Genomic DNA, 23,579 nt, shown 5'->3' on the forward strand with positions numbered 1-23,579 from the left:
ACATTGCCTACCCAGGCCTGTAAGCTGACAACCAGACCGTGTCAATCAGCAGTCAGGTCAGGTAAGCGGGCAATCCTATATTGTAAACTGACAGCCAGGCAGTGTAAGGAAGCAATCAAGCCTTGTAAACTGACAATCAAGGCATGTCAGCAACACTTTCAGCGTTGTAAGCACACAGATAACCTTGGTCATTTCTCTTTTCTATGCAACAACGCATGATAATCCTTTGGATAGATGGGTCTGAAAATCCGCCATGGTGTTCCATTTACCTTTCGTGACACCCCCATATCACGCATGAGCTGATCCAGGTGCGTAATATTGAGCGGCGCAATACAGGTACCATCCTGCGTAGAGGTAACATGGCTCCTGTTTTTTTGCCAGGTGACCATGCGCTCCGTTTCTTTTTGTATGTCGGCTACAGGTGGTAAGATCAGCGTTCCCTGTATGTAGCGGGCTATCCAGTTGGCAGCCAGTTCCGACGTGAGGGGTGTAAAGTAGCTGGTATTAAATCCAACAAAAGCCAGTTGAGGAATGTCGGGGTGCAGGATATTCCGGTACAGATGATATATTTTTTCTTCTCCCCATAGCAACTGCTGGTATTTCGCTTCCAGGAAAGGCAACTGCCTGTGAAAACCCGTACCGAATATCACGATATCCGGTGTAATACTGGTTCCATTTTGCAAGCATACAGTCCTTCCTTCAAAGCGGGCTATTTCTGTGTGTATACCGGTAATCTGCCCATTCCGGACCTTAGCATAAAAATCAGGCGGCGCTATTCCCAACGAACAGTTCTGCTGTTCTTCGATAGGATCCGCCGGTATCATATTACAGCCTTTCAGGTTGAATTGTGTTTTCAGTACCCACTCTATCAACCGCCACTGGCACCAGGCAAATGGTTTTTTAATCGTGGCTGCCAGTTGTCGCAGTCCTTTACTATAAGGCCTGTCCACAAAAACTTCCCCAAACCGCGAAAGAAAAAGATATTTCAGATTGAACTTACCAAACAAAAAAAGCGGCATCGCCCAACGGACTTGCCGGTATATCAACGTACAGTCTTTTGCGACGTCGGCGGCGAGGGTGGCAATGTCCATGGCTGATTTGGCAAACCCCACTACGGCGACCGACTTGTGCTCCAGCATAGCAGCTGTATTTATTTCAGTGGAATGCCGGATCTGCCCACCCTGATCAATAAAAGACTGCATACCGGGAAATACGGGTATATGCGGCGCATGAAAAGCCCCGGTACAGATGATCAGAAAATCGAAATGCAAGGTGGTATCGGTCTGATTGCCGGCATCATGCACATCAGCCTGCCAGGTATTTGCCGTATATCGGGTAGCCATTACCGTGGTATTAAAACGAATATGCGGGCGTAATTGAAAATGGTCGGCATAAGCGGTGACATAGGAAAAAATCTGTTCTCCGGAAGGCCAGTCCGGATAATCGTCCGGCATCGGAAAATCAGAAAAGGCATATTGATTACCCGGCGTTTGAGTAGATACACTAAAATAACGGCGGTCCGGTTGCCATACTCCACCGATATCAGCGGCTTTTTCCAACAGGGTAACGCGATAATGATACTGTAAACATACCTTGGCGGTTACCAGCCCACTGATACCTGCGCCAACGATTCCAACGTGTAACATGCTTTAATGGTTTGTAGTAAGGGATGATTAAATGAGTTGCTCAACTACGATCCGGTCGACTGGTATCTTTGTTGCTTTATGCTCCGGGAGCCAGGAGCGTTTTGTATCCATCATTATAAAATTACACCTACTCACAGCAATGTACAGGCTGCAAGGATTCTCAACAACAGTATGCTGCTATAGGAGTGCATGTCAGCGCAATTTTCAATCACTGACAACAGCGACTAGTCCATTTTAGCACAACCAGCTAAATCCCACTGCTGCTGCATTACGGGTTACTGCCACACGGATACAAGTGGTATGTGGTAATTTAATTGCTGTTAACCATTCAGCCACATGCTCATCTATTAAAACAGTCAGACGGTTTTCCACATACCAGTACCCTATTCGGAAATCCCGGTCTCTACTGTAATGGGCAGGATATTCAATGCTATCAAAACGCTATCAGATTATTGCGCCCGAACGTAAACCTTACTACATGTCAACACCAAGATCAGTTTTCACCGGTACCGGAAGTTTTATTCCGGAAGAAATTATTGACAACAGTTATTTTCTGCAGCATGATTTTAAAAAACCGGATGGCAGCGCCTATCCCCATAACAATGCCGATCTTGTAGAAAAATTCAGGGATACCACCGGAATTGAAAGCCGCAGGTATGCGTTATCGCGGCAACGGGCATCCGACCTCGCAGCATTGGCCGCGCAGGAGGCGCTGGAAAACAGCCATACAGACCCGGAAACGCTGGACTACATTATTGTAGCACATAACTTCGGAGATATACACCATGGCAGCCATTATACGGATATACTACCCAGCCTGGCTACCCGGGTGAAAGCTGCCTTAAAAATCCATCATCCGGAATGCGTAGCCTATGATATCTTGTTTGGCTGTCCCGGTTGGATAGAAGGGCTTATACAAGCCAATAGTTATATTCAAACCGGTCGGGCTACACGGTGCCTCATCATTGGCGCCGAAACACTCTCCCGCGTAGCCGATCCCTTTGACCGCGATCAGCTCTTATATGCCGATGGCGCCGGCGCCGTAGTGCTGGAAGCACGTGCCAATACGCCGGCAGGTATCCTGACACATAAAACCCGCACCTATGCACTGGAACCCGCCAATATATTCTGCATGGATACCTCCTTTGATCCGGACACGGCGCAGCAGGGCAGTTTGTACTTTAAAATGCAAGGCCGGAAAGTATTTGAACTGGTACTTACACATGTACCTGCTCTGGTGAAAGATACCCTCGATCAGGCAAGACTGCACATCCTGGACATTACCAAGATACTGATACACCAGGCCAACGAAAAGATGAGCCTTGCTGTATTACAACGCATCTATCATTTATACGGCATCAAAAACATTCCGTCCCACATCATGCCCCTGACTACTTCATGGCTGGGAAACAGCTCGGTAGCCACAGTACCTACGCTCCTCGATCTGCTGCTAAAAAAACAACTACCTCAACAGGAAATCCTGCCAGGTGACAAAGTCATGCTGGTTTCCATGGGGGCAGGTATCAATATCAATGCAATGATTTACCAGTTTTAACAGCACGATTACAGGTAATAAAATCATAGCCGGCGGGTTGGTTTATCCGCCGTGACGGCCACCACTACTGATGCTACGGGCAGGGGGCGCCTTTCTGCGGTTTCCGTACTTCTGAGCCCGCCAGGTAGTATTTACAGCCTGCAATATTCTTTCCCCGTTAACATTTTATTGCTGAAAAAAACATTAATTTCCATTAAAGTAACAATACCTTTTGACAGATACCCGGATGTAGATAACGACGAATCTCCGCAGCGACGACAGGCATACCCTCAGCTAATCATGTAATCCCTCATATTAAACCGGATAACGAGATGCATATTCCAATATTTCGTATAGTTAGCGCGCAAACATATTAATTACCCCCTTTTTATTGCATGTACCAGCTGCCTGTATACAGGTTCAGCCCCAGTAACCACATCCTTTTAACTCACTTAACCATTATTGTAATTATGGAAACTATTCTGTTAACCGGCAGCACCGGCATCCTTGGAAGAGAAATACTATACCAGTTATTAAAGGAAATGATGAGTGGTAAAGCCATGCATTTACTTCTGCCTGTCAGAAGCCTTCCTGATAAAAGTGCATTGGATAGATTATTGGAGGTGCTGAATGCTCCGGATAAGCCGCATTATCTGTCTGCCTACCCGAGTGAACAATTCCTGACTGGCATTGAAGTGATCGACACGGATCTTGCCGTCCATGATCCCCATGCTATCAGTCAGATAAAAAAGTATAAAAACATTTACCTGATCCACAACGCCTCCAATACCAATCTGTACTACGATAATAAAGCATTGCTGGAGGTATATGAAAATAATTACCTGGCCACCCTCCGCCTGCTGGAACAGTTAACCGGTCATATCCGGAAATTTATCTTTATCAGCACTGCCTATTGTACCGGCTTACTGAAAGGCCTGGTAAAAAATGAATACCATGATTTTGACGAAGCTGGCCGGCTGTATCCTATGGGGTTGCACAAACAACAACGCAACCATTATGAATACTACAAACTGCTGACAGAACATGAAATCATTCACTATTGCAATAAAAAAGGCATCTCCTGGCAGATTCTCCGCCCGTCCATGATTGGCGGTCGCCTGCTGGATGCACCGCTGTATCGTATCGCCAGGTATAATGTATTTTATCTGATGGGCATCTGCCTGTATAAATGGCGAATGGAAAGCCCGGACCAGACCTCTCCGCATATCCGGATCTTCGCCAATCCCGACATGCCACTCAACATAGTTCCCGTGGATTATTTAGCGGCAGCAATTGTCCATCTTCGTACAGACGACGACGTTACCGAAGCGAATACCGTCAGTTCCAAAGGTATACCTCTCCACTATGGGTTATCTGTATTAATACACCCATGGGATATTTCCTTCGACATAACAAGAGAAATACCCACAGATCCCAATCATCTGGAAACTTTCTTTTATTCAAAAATCGGGGCCTGGATGGCAGAATATTTACAGTTACCCGTTCATGAATTTGATACCAGCCTACTGCGGCAAAAAATTGCGCATATACCTGAACCAGATATGATTGCATCTTTCGCTGCATTATACGACTATGCGGTCAAGAGTGAATTCGGCCGGGTAAAAAATCCTGTTTAAAGCAGCCAGTGCTTCAAACAGGATTTATGCACGGCAATAATCAATATAAAAAGATATCCATTGTAGTTTTATCATGGATATACCTGTCAACGCTACCTACTCCGGCAACTCTCCGGCTACAGGATTATGGCATCCAGCGGCAACAGGAAAGTATCATAACCTTTACCAACCACCTGACCACAGCTTATCTTCTCAGACAGTGACATGGTGTAACCGCATCCAAGATCGGATCATTGAATATATTACTGCAGCAAAGCAGCCTAATTTTAACCCGACAAGCATATCTGCCCAACCACAGCAGGATCTTATATCATACTTAACGATTGCTGTACCCTGACAGGTGCTGCCATCCATTGCTCCAGCATATTCCTGTAACGCCATCACTTATATAATAACAGGTATTTCCGATTCGTATGCCAACATATTAAAAACTGCAGTTGTATCAGATATACCTATCCTCCTGTTTTCATAGTTATCCGTTTCATTGTATTCGCTCATACTTACCCATTTTTTAAATTATGGAGACAACTCTTTTAACCGGCAGTACCGGCATTCCTGGAAGAGAAATATGGTATCAGTTATTAAAGGAAAAAATGAATGATAAAAAAGACCCAAATACATTGTTCTCCCTCAACAGTATGCCCGGAACGAGTTCCCTTAAAAAAGATCATCTCTATTTTGACCAGCATACGCTGAAAACAAGCTATTGCCTCCAGACCAACAGGAAAAAATACGTCTGAACAACTGTTACAAGCGGTTATACTGTTTATACTTACTGCATTTTTTCACTTAAAACAATACAATATGATTCCTACAAAAGGGTATGCTGCCCATGATGCCAACCTGCCACTATCGCCTTTTGAATTTGAAAGGAAACCCGTAGGTGATAACGACATCCTGATAGCCATATTATTCTGCGGTGTATGTCACACCGATATACATGTTGCCAGAAATGAATGGGGTAATGCTGTTTATCCGTTGGTACCCGGACATGAAATCATCGGCCGGGTGATCGCCGTTGGGAAAAACGTCCGTAAATTCAAACCGGATGACATTGCCGGCGCGGGGTACCTGTATGATTCCTGCAAAAGCTGCGACAGCTGTACTTCGGCAGAAGAGCAATATTGCACAAAGGGAATTACTGCCATTATGGGAGATGTGGAACGCGACAACAGCGCACCTACTTATGGCGGCTATTCTTCCCACCTGGTGATCAGTGAAGACTATGCCGTAAAAGTACCCGAAGCATTACCGCTGGCTGCAGCAGCCCCCTTGCTGTGTGCCGGCATTACCACCTATTCCCCGCTAAAATTTGTAAAAGCCGGACCAGGTCATAAGATTGGCGTGGCCGGACTGGGAGGGCTGGGCCACATGGCCGTAAAAATAGGTAAAGCACTGGGTGCAGAAATAACCGTTCTCAGTACCTCTCCCGGCAAAAGAGAAGATGCCCTGCAACTGGGCGCCCATGATTTCAGGTTAATATCCTCAAAAGAAGAGATAAAAAGCTTGCAGGGATATTTTCATTTTATTGTAGATACCATTGCTGCAGATCATGACTACAATCGCTATCTGCATATGCTGAAAAAAGATGGCGCATTGTTATTGGTGGCGCTGCCGGAAGCACCTGTAAAGTTTACCGCCGGTGCAGCCATATTTCAAAGACGCAGTATCATCGGATCGCTTATTGGCAGTATCAGGGAAACACAGGAAATGATGGACTTCTGTGCAGCACATCAGATTGTAGCAGATGTGGAAGTCATTCCGATCAGCCAGATCAATGAAGCCTTTGAGCGTATTATTAAAGGAGATGTCCACTACCGTTTTGTAATTGACATGTCTACTTTATAATAAGCCATGCATCCCTTTGGTCTCCTGCACCGTATTCACTTCTACCCGTACAGCAAGTATACTACCCCGTTATAATAGTACCTCCTCCTATCCATTACCTTTAAACAGGACCACTGCGATAGCAGACAGCTACCGCAGTGATCCTTTTCTCCGCCCGGCTATTTATCGCCAGCGGCGTAAAACATACCTGCTATTCCGGAAAAACATCCGCTTTCTCCGCCCAGGTGGAATCCGGATAAGTATCCCGTAGCCGGTTCCAATAGGGTATCAGTCTGTCTACATTCCGTTGATACGCCCAAAAAGCGGCCACTCCTTCCCAATACATGGCTTCCTGATCCAGTTCCGGATATGTTGCAGCATAAGGCAGCTCACCTAGCAGTTTTAAGGCTGCCGCATGTTTACCCTGCCGCATCTGCAAAGCGGCTGCACCAATAGACAGGTCTGTTATAAACCGGCGTGGCGATACATAACCAATGATGGTACGCAGGATTGTGCCGTCCGGCGCATACACAAACAGAGAAGGCGCCCATAATACGGCATGGGTCATATACTGTTTCACGAACTCACGGCTCACTGTATCTATGTGACATTTCACCACTACATAATGTTCCTGCAGATAAGCCTGTACCTCCGCATCTTCATAGGTAACCGCCTTCATCTTAGCGCACCCTTTGCAATTGGAGGCCCAGTAATCAATCAACACGGGCTTCCGGGTAGATTTTGCCAACGCCATCGCTTCGGCGATCTCCGTAGAGGAGAAAAATTGAATAGCTACGTCCATTGTTTTTTTTATCAAAGGTAACCGCTGGCACATCATGAGAAAAATGAATAGTTTTCGTACTTTTAATTAAAAAAACTAATGATAACCAGTAATGACCTGCTGTTAGTACAACGCATTGTGGAACAGGGTAGTCTTACGAAGGCAGCAGAAAGCCTGTTCCTCACCCAATCGGCACTCAGTCACCAGCTGAAAGACCTGGAATACAGAACAGGACTGCAGATCTTCGACCGCGTCCATAAAAAACTGTTACTGACCCACACCGGCCAGCGCATGATGGAAAGCGCCGGCAGCATCCTGCCACAACTATCCCGACTCAACGAAGATATCGCCGCGTATAAAAAAGGGAAAGTACAAACCTTACGGATCGCCACGGAGTGTTATACCTGCTATCACTGGCTGCCGGAAATCATCACCCGGTTAAAATCCAATCTGCCTGCCGTGGAAATATCCATTGTAGCCGGCGCCACACAACGGCCACTGGAAGCCTTGCTGAATGGCGAACTGGATCTGGCGGTTGTGTCAGACAGTCCGAATCATCCGGCTATACATACCAGTCAGCTATTTACAGATAACCTGGTAGCAGTACTCCCCCATCAGCATCCATTCACCCGTACTAAAACAGCGCTTACCGCAGCAGATTTTGCCACTGAAAACCTGTTGTCATATGATGTATATGGCGGCTCCCATCATTTTGCGCAGGAATTTTTCCGGGAAACAACCCCTGCAACCACTACCCGTATTCAATTAACAGAAGCCATTGTGGAGATGATACACGCCGGTATGGGTGTTGGGATCTTTGCTAACTGGGTCATTGCGCCCTATCTGAAAAATAAGGATATTGTTACCCTGCCACTCAAATCGCCGCTGAGGAAAAGAGTCTGGCGGGCTGCTTACCTGAGCAAAAAAAATCCGGTCATCCCGCCTTTTATATCCGCTGTAAAGGAATACTTCCGGTAGTTACTAATAAGCCGCTTCTATTTGCCGGCGGATGGCTGCTTTTACAGTATCTGGTGCAAAGGCGTGATCAATCGCAGCCAGGTTACATTGTTTAAAGTGATGCCGGTTCCATTGAAAGGTTTGCTCCAGCAAACGATATTCCGCCGTCAGCGTGGTATCTGAGATCGTACGTGCATCGGTGTTGATACTCATGGATATGCCGGCCTTAAAAATCCGGTCTGCCGCATGTTGGGCCATGTTATCAAAAACAGCCGTCTGAATATTGCTGGTAGGACATACTTCCAAATGAATGCCGTGCGTTTTCAGCCACAACAACAGGGCAGGATCTTCTATACACCTTACTCCATGTCCGATGCGGCGCGGCCGGAATTTATCCAGCGTTTCCCGGATACTGCCGGCGCCACAGGCTTCGCCTGCATGGGCGGTACAGGGAATATGATGCTGCGCAGCATAGGCAAATGCTGCCACATGATTATCTACCGGAAAGCCGGCTTCATCAGCAGCAATATCAAATCCCACCACATAGGTGCCTTTAAATGCCTCTACCAGCTGCACCGTTTCCATACTCTGGGCGGCGGAATAATGCCGGAGGGTACATAAAATAATGCGTGCTTCCACGCCGTAGTCACAGATTCCTGCCGCAGTGGCTTCATTTACAGCGGCCACCACTTCTGCCGGCGTTAAGCCCTGCCGGGTATGTTGTAAGGGGGCAAACCTGATTTCCGCATACACGACATGATCGGCTTTCAGCTGCCGGAATAAATCCGCGGTGACCAGTTGCAGCTGCTCTTTGGTTTGCATCAGCTCAAATCCTTTCACGGCCCGTGTAATATAATCCGCCAGGTCCGTGCATCTGGCGGGTGCTATAAAGGAATCCTGGTAGGCTTCCCAGGTGACAGATGGGTCTATACGCTTCACTACTTCATAACTGAGTGAGCAGTCCAGGTGCAGGTGTAATTCAACTTTCGGTTGTGTTTTGTAGTCCATATCTTTTTTCTTTCCGCAAAGGATAAAATGTGCTGTCACCCATCCGTTTACGGGCGGGTGAATTAACAGATCCTGATTACCTTTGTATACAGGAAAAACAAAGTACCATCAAATATTTAATGATTAAAAGGACATATGTCCCGGTCAGCAAGTTATGTTACGTACCAACGACGCATTTTTAACATTCACCGAAGCGCTTTACCAGCAGCAGGCAAGCAAGGAAAACATCGTACGCAAAAACTTCCCGGCAGGCAGTCTGTTATTCCGGCAGGGAACAAGCAGCACTAAAGTACTGATCATCGCATCCGGTATCACCAAATGTTTTATCAGTGAAGAAAACGATAAAGATTTTATCGTTGAATTTTTGGGGAAAGGAGAAATAGCCGGGGAAATTGAAGCCATCCGGTCTATTAAATGCCTGTGTAACATTACCGCTTTAACAACCGTAACCGCCTATGTTATTCCCATTCCGTTTTTTAAGGAGCTCCTGGCCAAACATCCGCCTTTCCAGCAATTACTCCTGGAAGAACTGGCCGAACGTATTATCAACACCAGTACCCGGGCAGCTACCCAGCAACTGTATACAGTAGAATATGGTCTTACGCGGTTACTGGCTTTTCAGGAGAAACAACAACTGGCCGTTTCCAAGGAAGATATGGCCGCTTATCTGGGTATTGCCGTACGTAGCCTGAACAGGGTGTTAAAAGGGATGAATCGTCCGGAATAAGCTATATTCCGGCACAATACGGCTGCTTACCTTACGATGGTTGTTATGACGATGTTAATCTTTTTTTATTATCAGCCCCCTCACCTGCTTCCTGCACCTTTGACATAATTTAAGCTGCTATCAATAAAGCTGCATTATGTTAACAGTGGAAATAAAACAACATTCAATAGCTAATTATCAAAAAAACAGACGGGAGCAATATATTTCCATCAATGGTATTGATGACAAAAATGCGCACTATTCAGCCACCGTATTTCCCGCTGTGCACCTCTATGAACCTACCGCCATTGCAGCGTTACTGGATGCCTCCTTTACAGCCATCGCCCCTTTTTTGCATCGGGTGTCTATTCACAAAACGGTATCCTGGTGGGAAGACCAACTGGATATAGCCATCTACTGTAATACCACCTACGACGACGACGCACCGCAAATCCGTATCAACCTGAATATACAAAACTGGGAATATTGGAATAAGCCCTGGAGTATGCTGGATGTAGCGACCACTTTCAGTAACTGTATTACAGAAAACCACTACAACACCGTCGAATACTGGCAGGCAGATGAAGATTCCATGCTGAACGGATTCGGATTAACCTACCAGCCACCCAATCCGGATGTTGCCGTATACCCGGAAATAGACAAACTCCTTGCCCTACTGGAGAATATCATGGAGCAAACCAATTACTACTTACTGGCGGCTATCGATAACCATGCCCTGATCAGCTATTTCCGTTTCCCGGAAAATATCAAAACGGCCTGCAAACAATACCTGATTTATTTCTCCCGTTTCCTGACAGACATGGGCATCTCCGTACATACTGAAATAAAAGATGAAATCTATCAGACCCTGTTCAAGGTAATACCACAACAGGGAAACGACGACCTGGATAAAATAAAGGAAGCCCTGGATCTTTACCTCAGTCTGCCGGGCAACAGCAGCTTTCTGGCGCAGGCAGCCCATTACCACGATCCGGCAGTAAAAGATCTGGAAGACAATATCCGCTACCTACAACGGCAACTAACGGCTTCCGAATTTTTACTCCGGTTGCAGGAAGATAAAATTGAAATGCTGAATCTCCTCAACTATCAAAACAAATTATTACGGGAAATAGATCAGTATCCCCAGGATCGGGAAACCATGATGTGGCAAGCCGGCTTTCCTGGTAAAAAACAGGAAGGCAGCAGTCTCCATATTGATTTTGGCGGCGTACTGCGGCTATTGAAAAGAAAATTCAACCAATAACGCCCGATAGCTGCCCTACATAAAATGACCGGGGGGAAGCCAATACTTCCCCCCGGTTGTTTTTTCCCATCTGTTGGTGATGGCCGCTCTTATATCATCGATCATCCTTCCGCTGTTTCATCCCTTAATAATGCCGCTCTATTCTAAAAATCCATTCGATAAAAGTGGAACGGGCAGGCACACTCCTTTACCCGTTCCGATAAGCCCCCTCTTATTTTCGTATATAATATGCCGTTACCTCAATACGGTATAAACCGTTTTCCGTATTTCACCAATACTTCTTTCGCATGCGGCCGGATTGTGAGCACCAGCAGCACTACTATCAATCCCACACACATCATGCTGTAATAATCCATAGATGCCCGCAAAGCCACCTGCTCTGCCAGTACCCGGTTCACACTGCCGGCGGCAGCTGTTTTGGCTGCCTGCAGCTCCTGCCCGCTGATCAGTACCTGTTGCTGTACATCGGCAGCCCTTGCGGCTACTGCCGGGTCGATCACCGTAATACCAGTCCGGAACCGGTTGAAGTGCATACTTCTGTTGAACAGCTGAAAATAGTTGGCGATGGCAATGCCGGAACAGAAGCCCATAAAACGGGCGCTGATTCCCACAAAAGATACATTCATGGCCAGGTGCGCCGGCACTGCCGCCACCGTAAACAACACAATCGGTACGAACAGTATGCCGGTTCCCAGCCCTTGTATCAGCATCGGTAATAAAAAGTGATTGATTTCGCCGGTTTGAGCAAACAGGAAATAGAGCTGCACATGAAAAAACAACAAACACAAAAAACCGCCTGTCAGTATATACCGGGTAACTGTTCCCTGCAGCAGTAGCCGCGATGCGATCAGCATTCCCGCCACAATGCCCGCTATATTGACGATATACACCGGCATCAGGTGCACCGGGTCTACGCCCAATATCCCTTGCAGGTGTGCATATACAAAACCGGTAGTACCCTTGAAAATATAATACGCCATCAGCAGTAACAGTCCGTTCCTGAAATCTGCAAAGCGAAAAACCTGCAGGTTAATAAACGGCCGTTTCAAATACTGTTGCCGGATAATAAACAACACCGTAGCCACCACAATAACCAGACATAGTTGCCGGATCAGGGTACTATGCAGCCAGTTCAGCTGCTGTCCGTACACAAACACATAACCACTCATACATAACAACAGGGCATAAAATACAAAGCTGACCCAGTCTGTCTGATACAGCGGAAATTTCTTTTTAAACCGCACCTCATTCATGATCACCAACAGTAATATGGAACCGGGTATTTCCAGCAGTAGCAACACATAAAACAGGACGTTAAAATCAAAATAGTACAACAGCCAGCTGCAAAACACGGCACACGCAGGAATAGATACCTGCAGGGTGCCATAAAAAACCGTATAGCCGATGACGCGGGCCCGGGTAGATGCCAGGCGGGAGAAAATCAGGTGCAGACAAATACTGCAGAACGATGCACACGCCACGCCCTGCACAAACCGACATACAAAAAACAAGGGTATATTTCTGCTATGGGCACATAAAATAAAAGTGAGGGTATTCAATCCTACGCTGATCAGAAAATAATACCGGGGCCGCAGGTAACGTACCAGGCGGTCGTCCATAGGTAAAAAGGCTACCAGGGCAGCATACATTATAATAACGGAGTATTGCACATCAGCTGGTTCCATTCCATAATAACCGGCCGTTTCCGTAGCATTGCTGAAATACAGGGCAAACATCCCGAGCGGTGGCAACAAGACCAGGAGTATGGTTAGTCGGATCAGCCATTCAGGCACCCAGCTCCTGAAAACAGGTAAAGTAGTCTGACTCATGCGGATCATTTATTGATAGAAACATTGGCGTTCATACCCGCCAGTAAAACAGCCAGCTTATCATATCCGTCGGTAAGACGGATTTTTACCGGTACGCGCTGTATGATTTTTACAAAATTACCGGTGGAATTATCCGGTGGTACCAGAGAAAAGCGGGAGCCCGTAGCAGGAGAAATGGATTCAATTTCTCCGTTGAAATGCATGTCAGGAAAGGCATCCACCTGTATGATCGCTTTTTGTCCGGGGGCAAAGCCACTTACCTGCGTTTCCCGGAAGTTGGCAATGATCCATTTGCCGGCAGCTTCGTTAATGATGAAAGTCATGGTTTGTCCGGCCTGCACCAGTTGTCCTTCCTGTATATTCTTTCTGCCGATCCGGCCTTTGTAGGGCGCTGTCACCACGGTATAGCCCATATCCAGTGCATTCCGTTCGAGCAGGTATTCCTGCCGTTTGATATCTGCATCTACAGCTGCCCGCTGTACTTTCACATCATTCACTTTCGAGAGGGATGTTTTATGCGTATGGAGGACTGACTGGTATTCTGCCTCAGCAATATCCAGGGCAGCTTTTACATTATCAAACTGTTGCTGGGTAGTAGATTCCTCTTTCAACAGGTTCTGGTAACGGGTGTATTCCTGTTGCTGCCGGACCAGTTTTGCTTTGGCGGCATCGATTTGCGACTGACTGACCGCGGCGTTATTCAGCAACGTTGCTTCATTGGCGCCCAGAATAGCCAGCTGCGCACGGGCATGTTCCAGCGCCGCGCGGGAAGCATGCAGGGAGAGATCATATTCATTATTCTCAATCAGCAGCAGCGTATCTCCCGGATTCACCAGCTGGTTTTCCTGGAAGTATATTTTCTTGATATACCCACCTACTTTTACGTTTACCGGGTTTACATACGCCTCTACCTGTGCATCATTGGTTTGTTCATAACGCAGCATATCCCATATTACTTTTCCGCCCCATAGTGCCAGTCCGCACAACGCTGCAATCGCAACACCACGGGTAGTACCCAAAATCACTTTATCTGTCTTGTTTAAATTTTTATTATTCATCTTGATGACAATTAAATCTTTCCGGAAACTTTTAATAATTTATAGAATTCGATATGCGCATTCACATAGGCGGAGGTGAGATCAAATTTTGACTGCAGCAACGCCGTTTCACTGTCCAGCATATCCGTCAGCAGGGATTGCTGATTAAAGTAACTGTTCCGCAAAATCCGCAGGCTCTCTGTTGCCTGCACAATATGTTGTTTGGCCACGCCTATTTTTTCCAGGGCTTCTTTATAATGCAGATAAGCCGCCATTACTTCCTGTTTGATCACATCTGCCTGTTGTGCTTGTTGCAGGCGTTGTTTATCATAGGCGATCCCCGCAGCTTTTACCTGGTGTTTATTCAGGTACAGATTGGAAACCGGCATACTCACCTTTACGCCTGTTTGTCCCATGCCATACATGGCATCTGCATAGGGATAAGACCGGATTTGCGGATAGTTGTAACCGTAGTTGGCAAAAAGGCTGACATGCGGTAATATCGCCGCTTTCACCTGTTTTTTATGCAGCGCCGCCACATCGATGGCATTGGCCGCCAACTTCATTTCAAAAGAGTACTGCCAGGCAGCCGACAGATAGTCTTCATATAGGCGGGTATCCAACACCGGCATGTCCAGCTGCTGCGCATCCACAAACAATGCAGCACTGTCCGGACGCCCCATCAGGATATTGAGCTGCTGGCTGGCAATGATCCGGTTGTTCTTTACTTCCGACAACAATAGCTCCCGGCCGGACACCTTGATTTCTGCCCGCAATACATCACTTTTCAGTACCGTTCCGTTTTTATACAAACTGGATATCTCTTTCAGCAGCTTTTTGTCATATACAATTTCCTGTTCTATCAGTTGCTTAAACTGTTCATTGCGCAACAGTTCATAGAAGTATACCGCACATCGCAGCTTTACCTCCGTGAGGGTCAGTTGTTCCTGTTCCCTGGCGCCTTCCAGCTCCAGTTTCCGGATGGCGATGTCGCGCTTTACGGTACCACCGCTATACAGGTTGAGCGATGCTTGTCCTTCCAATGCGTACCCCTGGTGAATCACCGGCTGCTGCTGCGGGGCCGCAAAAATTCCTTTTGTATAGAGCGGTATATTGGATACGCGGGCATACATCCCGTTGACATTTACTACCGGCAATCGTTTGTTGATGGCATCTTTTATCCGTACTTCCTGTTCCTGTACCCCCAATGATTTTTCCTGTAACACTTTCGCATACTTCCCGGCTTCCTGCATCACCTGCTCCAGTGTATACCGGCTGTCCGGCGAGGACTGCTCCTGCGCACATACAGACACTGACAGGTAACACAACATGACGGAGCATGCCATTAATACCTTATACTTCATTACTTTTTTAGATTAGGATACAAAACTATAACCCGTTCATTTTGCCCGTTTGAAATAATAGGCCAATATTTTACTAATTTTGGCCAATATGGATTTGTTAGCAAAACTGGAAGCCGCAATAGATGCCAGCCCTTCCAGTATATATATCATGAAAGGCCAGCTGGAACATATGTTCCCGGAGCATCAGCATATTAAAGATCAGTTGCTGCTGGTATCGGGCGGGATGGCCTATCTGAAAACAAACAACAAGGAATACTTTATCCCCTCCGGGCATTATGTATGGATTCCCAAAGGCGTCATGCATAATGTAAAATTCAACTCGGCTGAACTGACGATACACAATATTTATTTTGTAGATGAACCCACGCATTATCAGCCCTTTTATAAAACCTTCGGCATCTTTCCTGTCAGCAGACTACTACATGAAATGATGGTATTTGCCGGCAAGTGGCAGGGCCCCTTTGATCCGGGCAGCTGGGAATTTGAGTTCCTGCTTACCTTAAAGCACCTGCTACCCAATGATGCCTGCAAACGTTTCAAACTGGAGTTACCAACGACAGCAGATGAAAGGCTCCTCGCCATTATTGCCTATATGGACCAACACCTCCACGAACAACTCACGTTGCCTAAAACCGCCCGGCACTTCGGTTTCAGCGTCAGGAACCTTACCCGGCTATTCCAGGAACAGCTGCATATTTCTTTTCTCCAATACCTGAAAATGCTGCGGGTGATCAAAGCCATGACGCTTTTACAAGACCCGCATCTCCCCATCAGCGAAATCGCCTACCTGGTAGGTTACTCCAGCTTAGCCGCTTTCAGCAACACTTTTCTGCAACTGCTCAATATGCGGCCCAGTGATTTCAGACAGCTTAAGTAAGCCGATTCCCATCAGCCGGCATTTCGTATACCCACCGGCGTAGTTATTCATTCCCTGCAAAAACAATATTATCTTTACCCTCAAAAAAATGACTGCTCCGCAACAGGCCTTACAACAATTGATCACTGCTTATAAACTGGACCATCTCACCGGTTATCTCCTGGAAAAATCACGCCCCGCTATACTGTTGTCCTATGATACCCCGGAAGATTACCAGACGCCCGGCAACAACAGGATGGCTGGCTACCCTGATCTGCCACCGGCATTTGAATGGCCGCTCACGCAGGAAGGTATTCCCATGACCTTCATTGCACAACTGGCCCTCCCGCTGGTAGCAGCAACCGATCCGTTGCAACTACTCCCTCCGGAAGGATATCTTTATTTCTTTATCGGTCATGATGAAACCGCCTTCAATATTGAACACCGCGTCATCTGGATACCAGGTCAGCCCGCGTTACAACCTACCCGGCCCCCTCAGCCCACCATACTGGAAGAAGAGGGCGAACAATCCTTTACCGGGTATAAACTCCGGATCAACGCCGCGCTGATGCCACCTAATTACAATTACGGCGACTACAACCTGTTATCAGACGACGACTTCGATATGTTGTCTGACCTGCAGGGCGCACTACGCCCCGATGCCGGCCAGATGTGGGGTTATCCGGAAGGACAACATGCCGATCATGCACTGGAAGCGGCCATGTACCTGGTAGTGAAGAAACGGTATGACTATTTCCCGGAAAAAGCGCGCGCCGCATTGCTCCTGCATTTCGGTCAGGATGCGGCCCTGGCAGAACAGGAAGTAAATAATATGCTGTTATTACTGGAGGTAGACAGCAGTGAGGAAACCGGCTTTCAATGGTGGGACTGCGGCTGTATTCATTTTTTCATCCGGAGAGAAGACCTGCTGCAACGTAATTTCAGCAACACCTACCTCTCGCTGTACAGTTCCTGATAACGAGGGCGGCACTGCCGGAATACACTAATTTTGTATTATTGCCCGTCATTTATTATATGCCTCCTGATGAACAAGGATACTTTAGTTTTTAACGCCTGCGACCAACAACGGGATGAAGCACACCTTTCCCTGCTTCGTTACTGTACCAAAACACCCGCGCCCAGAGCCAAAATAATGCTGCAACAAAACCTGTTCAGCTTTTTGCTCGCCGGCGAAAAAACGGTGCATTATGCCGGTACACAGGTCACCATAAAACCGCACCAGTTTGTGCTGTTAGCCGCCGGCAATTGCCTCATGAGTGAAAAAACCGTGGCCGGCAACACCGATTACCGTAGTATTCTTTTTTTCTTCGACAATATACTGTTAGCTGATTTTTTCAACCGGCATGCGGCACTGTTGCAAAGCGCAAGCAAACAAGTCGCCGGGCACCCCTTCCTGTTATTTGAAAAAGACGACTTCCTCGTTAACTTCACCGCGTCGCTTGACTGCATGCTTAGCGGAGGTAAACCGGTACATCACGACCTACAAAAAGTAAAACTGGAAGAACTGCTTTTATATATTGCCATACAATATCCCGGACAGATACAGCAGATCAGCCACCTGCGTACGGAAGCCAACGATGACCTCATCATTCGCCAGGCAGTAACCTCTCATATCAACAGCAATATCACAGTGGAAGAGTTGGCGTTCTTATGTAACATGAGTTTATCTTCCTTTAAACGCAGGTTCGCCCGTATTTATGGGAATAGTCCCAACAGGTGGCTATTGGAAAAAAGAATGGAAGGTGCGGCTAAAATGTTGCGCCAGGATAACCGCAAGGCCAGCGAAATCTATTATGAACTGGGTTATGAGAACCTGTCCAGTTTCATTCAATCCTTTAAACAGATTTATGGCATCACCCCTAAACAGTATCAATTATCAAATTGAACGTTTAGCCATACTTTCTGAACGGTTGCCTATTCTTTGCCGCCGGGCTTTGCTGCTACCTTTGATCTATCATTCAAACAAAAAAGAAAAAGATCATGGCAACAGCAATCAGCAACACATCAGACAGTCATCAAACCTTTACATTAAAAAGCAACACAATGGGCGGCCAGCTGCCCAACCAGCAATACGCCAACGGCATGGGGTTTAATGGCGAAAACCAATCACCCCAGCTATATTGGGAACATGCCCCAGAGGAAACACAGGGCTTTGCCGTTACCATGTATGACCTGGACGCGCCCACCGGCAGTGGCTTCTGGCACTGGGTTGTTTTCAATATTCCGTCACACGTTCACGAGCTGGTTGCCGGATCGGGCGATCCGGGTAAAGATCTGCTGCCGGAAGGCGCCATACAAAGCCATACAGATGCCGGCACTCCCGGTTATATTGGCGCGGCTCCCAATGCCGGACCTGCACACCGTTATCTGATCACGGTACATGCCCTCAGCAAAACCCTTGCATTGGACAAAAATGCTACCCCCGCTTTCGTTGGTTTTAACCTGCACTTTGCCACATTGGCTAAGGCATCACTGGTGGTTTATGCTCAGCAGTCATAAGCTCACTATCCATTGCGCTGACGTTTTCAACATCGGCGCAATGGATGATTGCGCCAACGCTTCTTCTAAAAAAAACCTGATGAACAAGTTACCCGACCGTACTCCCGATGCCACCAACGTATGTCAGGATCCGGAGTACATTCTGCATACGCTCGCCAAACCATACGAGGCCCTGGGCTTCACACATCATTTCTATCTGGAAAATGGATTATTGGTTTGTAGCGATGATCCTGTAATTTTAAACAAACCGGTGATCAGCATTCAGGGGCATCACTATCATCCGAAAGGACCAGGCCTGCCGCATGGTTTTTGTTTCTATGCACTTACTGTCATGGAGGCGGCTTTCTTTTTTAAAGGGATATTTTTATTACCACAAGGGGTTTTCACACGAACGGAAATCTCCGGGGATGTAGCCCATCAGTTACAGTTACATCATTGGTATCCACAGATATATAAATAAGGGGATGAACATCTCCATCCAGCCGGATAAAATATCCGGCTCTTTTACTGCTTATCAGTCGGGAACATCAGCTGCAGGTCCTCTATCTTCGCTCATGCCTATTATTTACAACTCCTTCCCTTCACGCCCTGTAAGGCGATTATTTGGCATCAACTATTTCACTATCAACCAGGGTGCTGATATTTCAAAAAATGGCTCGATTCCCTAAAATATCAGCACTTCAAATAACATCAGTCTTATTTCAAAGCACCATCTACACGACTTCCTTCATACTATGATTAGTAGGTACCCATGTTTCCTGAATTGCTTTTTCAACTTTTTCTACCGATTCAGACATTTTTAACATTGAAAACACCTTACTGATTTTAAGCTGTACGGCCGCGCGCGATTCTTTTACAAATTCAATCGGAATACCTTTTAATATCACCCATAACAAGTAAAAATTCATGGACATTCTCACCGTACCAGTATGAAGCATGGTATCTAACCGCCTGTTACTTACCGCTCCTGTCGTCTTGCCATTGGAACTGGCAATAAGTAGTTTAACCTTTTCGACAAAATCCAACTCAAAATCATTGAGCGCCAATAAAAATTCAGCTTTAGAGGTGAAGTCCTCCAATATCTGTGTAACAGAAGCTTTATTTTTAAGTTTGAGAACTATAGAGAACGGTGATCTTCTCAAAGACAATACGTTTTTCAAACTTTCCATACCGGCACTCTCCTTTAACATAAAATGTAGATAACACAGACATGTGACAAGCTCTTCATTGAGCATTCTTTTATCATCTTTTCTTAAATATAACCAACTATTTCTTTGGCAAACACCCTTGACGGAACTAATAATTTCATTATCCACATAAGCATTCCAGAATTCAAAAGTGTGCTCTTTTATAGGAAACGGTTTATGATTAAGCCTTTTGAACAATTCTTCCGGAACAAACCCTTTATTATTTTCCTCCTTCATCTCTATAATTTCCAAATCATAGTTTTTAATGCACAATTGTTCTTCTTCTGATAGTGCTTTAAATTTACTGCCATGTAAATCCGTTAACAAACCGCCATTTAGGTTTAGAGAAAAACCATCTTTTTTAGATGCTACCATCTTCCCGGTTTCATTGCAATACCGTTCTCCTAAAAACCCAATAATCGCCAGCAACCGTTGTTGTCCATCTATTACTTCGGCAACGCCATCTTCTTTTACATAAATATACAGTGGGTGTAGTTTTATTCCCAACAACATACTTTCAATTAATGAAGAAGCTTTTACTACATTCATTACCTCGTCGCGCTGATAGGTCGGTCTAAGATTAAATTTCTTCCTTTTCATTCTATCCAGTACATCGCTCACCGAACAGGATGTAGGTAATGTCTTGGAGAAAAATTCCTCTTCACCCGCCATTGTAAATCGTTGCTCCATATACTTATCCATCTTTTCTTTATGAGCGATTAAAAACGCTTCATCGCTCTTTAAATATCTTACAAATGAAGCATTCAGTTGAGAAGTAAAAAAAGTAGCCATCAAATTATATCGCTTAGTAATCTGTGACACATGACTATGCTTTTCAACGGGGTAATACAGTATTTGTTTGGCAATATGATTCACCAGTCTTTCTTTAAAGGTCTCCCGATTTATTTCCTGAAACTTTACCCCCTCCATCTCACACACCGATAATGCCCAATATAAACATTCGTACACCACCCCCTTCGCAGGTATACCTTCCTTATCCAACCGGGTCTTAATTGCTGTTAAATAATTACATTTCTCCTTAAAACTTTTAAAGACAAGACACACATTCTCCAATCCTCCATCATTTATCGTATTATAGGAAAGGTAATCGTAATATTTATTTACGACTTCCTCCCGTTCACTTATAAATTTATTCATAGGAATATGATGCAACACCAGGGTTTGTCGGATATGCTGCATTAACGTTTCTAAATTTTTGCTCCTATGGTCAAACAGGTCCATTACCTCATGATACAGCTCCTTATTTTTTTCAAATTGCCCTTTAAAGTAAATGTTAATCTCATCCTGAATATATTGTGCTTTAAACACCTCTTCCTTTTTGAGCGGCATAATGCCCTGATTATATCTCTTAAAAATCTCCCGCTTTATCATCTCCTCCTCACCGGCATGTAAATGTGCCTCACCGGCAGCGGCGATAAATATTAACCGCAGCTGCGTATTTAATATCCGTTCTTTTAATTTATCGTCCAGCTGGGAGAATTTCTTCCCAGCCAGATTCCATAATTTATCCAATCCATGTGGCTTCAGAGAAAATCCATTCTTAATAAACCTATGAATCGTTTCACATCGTTGTCTACCATCTATTACTTCCCAGTTTTTCCCTTTTACAAAGATCACAATTGGGGGAATTTCTCCATGGAGCAAAATAGTTTCAATAAAATAGGTGGCTTTCACTTCGGTCCACACATATTTACGCTGATAAGGCGGCTCATAGTTTAAAAAATGGGACTGTTCATTATTTATCTGAAAAACGGATCGTATAGCCCTTAAACTATTTTTTATAAAAATAGCCCGGAACAGTTCACGCAAATCCCTTGTAATTAAAACGGTATTCATATTTAAATATTTTTAAAAGAATTAAATCAATTATCATTATCCTCCGGAGTACCTCCTTATAGCCACTTTACACAAATAAAATCCCACAGCAGGAAATCTATCAACTTCTTCGGTGCATCTTTCCTTTGGCATTCTTCGCCCTATTAATCTTCCTCATTATAAGTAAATGCATTTTTACCACGTCCCATTTGTTTAAATTCATCTCAATACTAATTTGAGTAAAGTCATACTTTTTCTCATAACGAAGTTTGAACAGCTCAATCTGTAATGGGCTAAGGTATACAGCATAGTCCCTTACTGATAGCATGGGGGTGTTTTCGATAGCGCCGGCCACATTTTTCAACCGATCCACTATCGGCTTCAATGTTCGGCCTATCCTTTTCTGTTCCCTCCCGACATCTTTACATGGCTGCCCTATACGTGCCGCAATGTCTTCTACACGGTAGCCTTGCAATTGTAAGGATGCTATCATTTTTTCATTTGGAGGCAGATAAGCAATAGCTTTTTCCAGTTGCTGTCTTTGCTCTTCTTCGCGCAGCATTGCTCCCTGCAGACAATCCTCCTGCCAAGGATCACTGATAGCCAGTACAATACCGTTATCCTCATAAAAGTCCAACGGTATTAGTTTCTGCATTCGCTTAGTATTGGCGCTGTTGAGATACGAGTAACAATTCCACTTAACGCGTTGGCGGATGTAACCTCTAACATGCTCAATATTCTCCATAATTTCCCGACGTTCCCAAATCAGCAGAAAGGCATCCTGAACAATCGATTCAATTTCAAATTCATCCGAAATTATCCTACGGGCAAAATTAAAGACAGGCCTATATAGCATTCTCCAAATGTGAGAAAACCCTTCCTGACAACCTTGTTTGAAGAGCTGAAAATATTTCTCGGAAGACCCTTCATACAATAGCGATTGAGCATTCATAGCTGACATATTTTCTATTAAAATAATGGTGATTTTTTCAAGACCTCGCTGTGAAATAAAAACACATCATCTCTACACAACTTTGCATAGCACTTCACAAGTATTCCCGCTATCAGTATTTAATTTCAGTAACCGCACAAGCATACGCTGTCTATAACAAAAAAATTGGTATCATGCTAAATAGGCATATACTTTATTAACATCTCGCTATTATCCAGCATATCATGCCACTTCTTTCAATAAGATTCAGGTCAGCGGATCCCGTCCGTTTATCAAACCAGCCGGGAAAATATTGACATAGCATACTTACACGGATCACATCACTAAACTAAGTCTGCAAAAACAGGCGGTGTCTTCCTGTTATAAAAGGGTTAAATGTTTTATCTGATTTCCCTAATTTCACTAGATACAGGTATCTAAAGAAGTACTCTTTAGTTGCAGCATAAAACATCATACATTAAATCTTTACAATAAGATTCAATTTGAGTGCTAATTAATTCCTTTTTAAAAGGCATCTGTTAATTCAATGTGAAAATGTATTAATTCTTGAAAAAAAATCTCCCATACTTCAACACGACCTCCTACTATACAATACAGACAAGCATTTTCCATTATTATTACATCTTTACCAGAATAAT

Annotated in this window: 21 protein-coding genes; 13 read left to right on the forward strand and 8 right to left on the reverse strand. The window is 45.2% G+C overall.

Translation table 11 applies throughout. The features are described 5' to 3' along the window. Positions 1 to 188: 188 nt before the first annotated feature. On the reverse strand, positions 189 to 1,646 hold the full coding sequence (locus tag OL444_RS24615) for a flavin-containing monooxygenase (protein ID WP_264729177.1): 1,458 nt from the start codon (positions 1,644 to 1,646) through the stop codon (positions 189 to 191). 478 nt (positions 1,647 to 2,124) lie between these two features. Between OL444_RS24615 and OL444_RS24620 the strand changes: the two genes are divergently transcribed. The 4 genes from OL444_RS24620 (at position 2,125) to OL444_RS24635 (ending at position 6,665) form a co-directional block, all read left to right on the forward strand. Further along, positions 2,125 to 3,201: a 3-oxoacyl-ACP synthase III family protein gene (locus OL444_RS24620; RefSeq protein WP_264729176.1), complete on the forward strand. Its 1,077-nt coding sequence runs from the start codon at positions 2,125 to 2,127 to the stop codon at positions 3,199 to 3,201. 449 nt (positions 3,202 to 3,650) lie between these two features. Further along, positions 3,651 to 4,817 (forward strand): SDR family oxidoreductase, encoded by a 1,167-nt coding sequence (locus tag OL444_RS24625; RefSeq protein ID WP_264729175.1) that lies wholly within the window; start codon positions 3,651 to 3,653, stop codon positions 4,815 to 4,817. 518 nt (positions 4,818 to 5,335) lie between these two features. After that, entirely contained in the window at positions 5,336 to 5,557 is a 222-nt protein-coding gene (locus OL444_RS24630; RefSeq protein ID WP_264729174.1) for a hypothetical protein, read from the forward strand. 64 nt (positions 5,558 to 5,621) lie between these two features. After that, positions 5,622 to 6,665, forward strand: a complete 1,044-nt coding sequence (locus OL444_RS24635; protein WP_264729173.1) for an NAD(P)-dependent alcohol dehydrogenase — start codon at positions 5,622 to 5,624, stop codon at positions 6,663 to 6,665. Between the two features lie 190 nt (positions 6,666 to 6,855). Here the strand turns inward: OL444_RS24635 and OL444_RS24640 are convergent, their stop codons facing one another. Beyond that, entirely contained in the window at positions 6,856 to 7,446 is a 591-nt protein-coding gene (locus tag OL444_RS24640) for a thioredoxin family protein (protein ID WP_264729172.1), read from the reverse strand. A 78-nt stretch (positions 7,447 to 7,524) separates the two neighbouring features. Here OL444_RS24640 and OL444_RS24645 point away from each other — a divergent pair, with 78 nt between their 5' ends. Further along, positions 7,525 to 8,403, forward strand: a complete 879-nt coding sequence (locus OL444_RS24645) for a LysR family transcriptional regulator (RefSeq protein ID WP_264729171.1) — start codon at positions 7,525 to 7,527, stop codon at positions 8,401 to 8,403. A 3-nt stretch (positions 8,404 to 8,406) separates the two neighbouring features. Here the strand turns inward: OL444_RS24645 and add are convergent, their stop codons facing one another. Further along, on the reverse strand, positions 8,407 to 9,390 hold the full coding sequence (gene add, locus OL444_RS24650; RefSeq protein WP_264729170.1) for an adenosine deaminase: 984 nt from the start codon (positions 9,388 to 9,390) through the stop codon (positions 8,407 to 8,409). Positions 9,391 to 9,544: 154 nt separating this feature from the next. Between add and OL444_RS24655 the strand changes: the two genes are divergently transcribed. Beyond that, positions 9,545 to 10,117, forward strand: coding sequence for a Crp/Fnr family transcriptional regulator (locus OL444_RS24655; RefSeq protein ID WP_264729169.1), 573 nt, complete (start codon positions 9,545 to 9,547; stop codon positions 10,115 to 10,117). A 136-nt stretch (positions 10,118 to 10,253) separates the two neighbouring features. Continuing rightward, the gene (locus OL444_RS24660) at positions 10,254 to 11,360 is read left to right on the forward strand and encodes a hypothetical protein (protein WP_264729168.1); all 1,107 of its coding nucleotides are present in this window, start codon (positions 10,254 to 10,256) and stop codon (positions 11,358 to 11,360) included. Between the two features lie 239 nt (positions 11,361 to 11,599). Here OL444_RS24660 and OL444_RS24665 read toward each other — a convergent pair whose 3' ends face one another. Genes OL444_RS24665 through OL444_RS24675 form a run of 3 tightly spaced genes read right to left on the reverse strand, consistent with a single transcriptional unit; the run spans position 11,600 to position 15,590 of the window. Beyond that, positions 11,600 to 13,189, reverse strand: coding sequence for an MFS transporter (locus tag OL444_RS24665; protein ID WP_264729167.1), 1,590 nt, complete (start codon positions 13,187 to 13,189; stop codon positions 11,600 to 11,602). Between the two features lie 5 nt (positions 13,190 to 13,194). After that, entirely contained in the window at positions 13,195 to 14,247 is a 1,053-nt protein-coding gene (locus OL444_RS24670; RefSeq protein WP_264729166.1) for an HlyD family secretion protein, read from the reverse strand. 11 nt (positions 14,248 to 14,258) lie between these two features. Next, positions 14,259 to 15,590, reverse strand: a complete 1,332-nt coding sequence (locus OL444_RS24675) for a TolC family protein (protein ID WP_264729165.1) — start codon at positions 15,588 to 15,590, stop codon at positions 14,259 to 14,261. Positions 15,591 to 15,678: 88 nt separating this feature from the next. On the opposite strand from OL444_RS24675, the gene OL444_RS24680 reads away from it, so the two are divergent. The 6 genes from OL444_RS24680 to OL444_RS24705 all read left to right on the forward strand — a co-directional run bounded on the left by OL444_RS24680 (position 15,679) and on the right by OL444_RS24705 (position 19,634). After that, positions 15,679 to 16,467 (forward strand): helix-turn-helix domain-containing protein, encoded by a 789-nt coding sequence (locus OL444_RS24680; protein WP_264729164.1) that lies wholly within the window; start codon positions 15,679 to 15,681, stop codon positions 16,465 to 16,467. A gap of 88 nt (positions 16,468 to 16,555) precedes the next feature. After that, positions 16,556 to 17,422, forward strand: coding sequence for a DUF1963 domain-containing protein (locus OL444_RS24685; protein WP_264729163.1), 867 nt, complete (start codon positions 16,556 to 16,558; stop codon positions 17,420 to 17,422). Positions 17,423 to 17,491: 69 nt separating this feature from the next. Continuing rightward, positions 17,492 to 18,352 (forward strand): helix-turn-helix transcriptional regulator, encoded by an 861-nt coding sequence (locus OL444_RS24690; RefSeq protein WP_264729162.1) that lies wholly within the window; start codon positions 17,492 to 17,494, stop codon positions 18,350 to 18,352. 95 nt (positions 18,353 to 18,447) lie between these two features. Next, on the forward strand, positions 18,448 to 18,966 hold the full coding sequence (locus OL444_RS24695) for a YbhB/YbcL family Raf kinase inhibitor-like protein (protein ID WP_264729161.1): 519 nt from the start codon (positions 18,448 to 18,450) through the stop codon (positions 18,964 to 18,966). A 79-nt stretch (positions 18,967 to 19,045) separates the two neighbouring features. Then, a complete protein-coding gene (locus OL444_RS24700) occupies positions 19,046 to 19,426 on the forward strand; it encodes a hypothetical protein (RefSeq protein WP_264729160.1) in 381 nt (126 codons plus the stop codon). A gap of 4 nt (positions 19,427 to 19,430) precedes the next feature. Further along, positions 19,431 to 19,634, forward strand: a complete 204-nt coding sequence (locus OL444_RS24705) for a hypothetical protein (RefSeq protein ID WP_264729159.1) — start codon at positions 19,431 to 19,433, stop codon at positions 19,632 to 19,634. A 45-nt stretch (positions 19,635 to 19,679) separates the two neighbouring features. Here OL444_RS24705 and OL444_RS24710 read toward each other — a convergent pair whose 3' ends face one another. Further along, on the reverse strand, positions 19,680 to 22,010 hold the full coding sequence (locus OL444_RS24710; protein ID WP_264729158.1) for a DUF262 domain-containing protein: 2,331 nt from the start codon (positions 22,008 to 22,010) through the stop codon (positions 19,680 to 19,682). 100 nt (positions 22,011 to 22,110) lie between these two features. Continuing rightward, a complete protein-coding gene (locus OL444_RS24715) occupies positions 22,111 to 22,941 on the reverse strand; it encodes an RNA polymerase sigma factor (protein ID WP_264729157.1) in 831 nt (276 codons plus the stop codon). Positions 22,942 to 23,579 lie beyond the last annotated feature (638 nt).

The sequence above is a fragment of the Chitinophaga nivalis genome, assembly GCF_025989125.1.
GTDB lineage: Bacteria > Bacteroidota > Bacteroidia > Chitinophagales > Chitinophagaceae > Chitinophaga > Chitinophaga nivalis.

What these genes read in the sequence shown, in the direction of transcription:
- OL444_RS24615 (WP_264729177.1), bottom strand. Translation starts at nt 1,646, where the DNA reads ATGTTACACGTTGGAATCGTTGGCGCAGGTATCAGTGGGCTGGTAACC.
- OL444_RS24620 (WP_264729176.1), top strand. Translation starts at nt 2,125, where the DNA reads ATGTCAACACCAAGATCAGTTTTCACCGGTACCGGAAGTTTTATTCCG.
- OL444_RS24625 (WP_264729175.1), top strand. Translation starts at nt 3,651, where the DNA reads ATGGAAACTATTCTGTTAACCGGCAGCACCGGCATCCTTGGAAGAGAA.
- OL444_RS24630 (WP_264729174.1), top strand. Translation starts at nt 5,336, where the DNA reads ATGGAGACAACTCTTTTAACCGGCAGTACCGGCATTCCTGGAAGAGAA.
- OL444_RS24635 (WP_264729173.1), top strand. Translation starts at nt 5,622, where the DNA reads ATGATTCCTACAAAAGGGTATGCTGCCCATGATGCCAACCTGCCACTA.
- OL444_RS24640 (WP_264729172.1), bottom strand. Translation starts at nt 7,446, where the DNA reads ATGGACGTAGCTATTCAATTTTTCTCCTCTACGGAGATCGCCGAAGCG.
- OL444_RS24645 (WP_264729171.1), top strand. Translation starts at nt 7,525, where the DNA reads ATGATAACCAGTAATGACCTGCTGTTAGTACAACGCATTGTGGAACAG.
- add (WP_264729170.1), bottom strand. Translation starts at nt 9,390, where the DNA reads ATGGACTACAAAACACAACCGAAAGTTGAATTACACCTGCACCTGGAC.
- OL444_RS24655 (WP_264729169.1), top strand. Translation starts at nt 9,545, where the DNA reads ATGTTACGTACCAACGACGCATTTTTAACATTCACCGAAGCGCTTTAC.
- OL444_RS24660 (WP_264729168.1), top strand. Translation starts at nt 10,254, where the DNA reads ATGTTAACAGTGGAAATAAAACAACATTCAATAGCTAATTATCAAAAA.
- OL444_RS24665 (WP_264729167.1), bottom strand. Translation starts at nt 13,189, where the DNA reads ATGAGTCAGACTACTTTACCTGTTTTCAGGAGCTGGGTGCCTGAATGG.
- OL444_RS24670 (WP_264729166.1), bottom strand. Translation starts at nt 14,247, where the DNA reads ATGAATAATAAAAATTTAAACAAGACAGATAAAGTGATTTTGGGTACT.
- OL444_RS24675 (WP_264729165.1), bottom strand. Translation starts at nt 15,590, where the DNA reads ATGAAGTATAAGGTATTAATGGCATGCTCCGTCATGTTGTGTTACCTG.
- OL444_RS24680 (WP_264729164.1), top strand. Translation starts at nt 15,679, where the DNA reads ATGGATTTGTTAGCAAAACTGGAAGCCGCAATAGATGCCAGCCCTTCC.
- OL444_RS24685 (WP_264729163.1), top strand. Translation starts at nt 16,556, where the DNA reads ATGACTGCTCCGCAACAGGCCTTACAACAATTGATCACTGCTTATAAA.
- OL444_RS24690 (WP_264729162.1), top strand. Translation starts at nt 17,492, where the DNA reads ATGAACAAGGATACTTTAGTTTTTAACGCCTGCGACCAACAACGGGAT.
- OL444_RS24695 (WP_264729161.1), top strand. Translation starts at nt 18,448, where the DNA reads ATGGCAACAGCAATCAGCAACACATCAGACAGTCATCAAACCTTTACA.
- OL444_RS24700 (WP_264729160.1), top strand. Translation starts at nt 19,046, where the DNA reads ATGAACAAGTTACCCGACCGTACTCCCGATGCCACCAACGTATGTCAG.
- OL444_RS24705 (WP_264729159.1), top strand. Translation starts at nt 19,431, where the DNA reads ATGAACATCTCCATCCAGCCGGATAAAATATCCGGCTCTTTTACTGCT.
- OL444_RS24710 (WP_264729158.1), bottom strand. Translation starts at nt 22,010, where the DNA reads ATGAATACCGTTTTAATTACAAGGGATTTGCGTGAACTGTTCCGGGCT.
- OL444_RS24715 (WP_264729157.1), bottom strand. Translation starts at nt 22,941, where the DNA reads ATGAATGCTCAATCGCTATTGTATGAAGGGTCTTCCGAGAAATATTTT.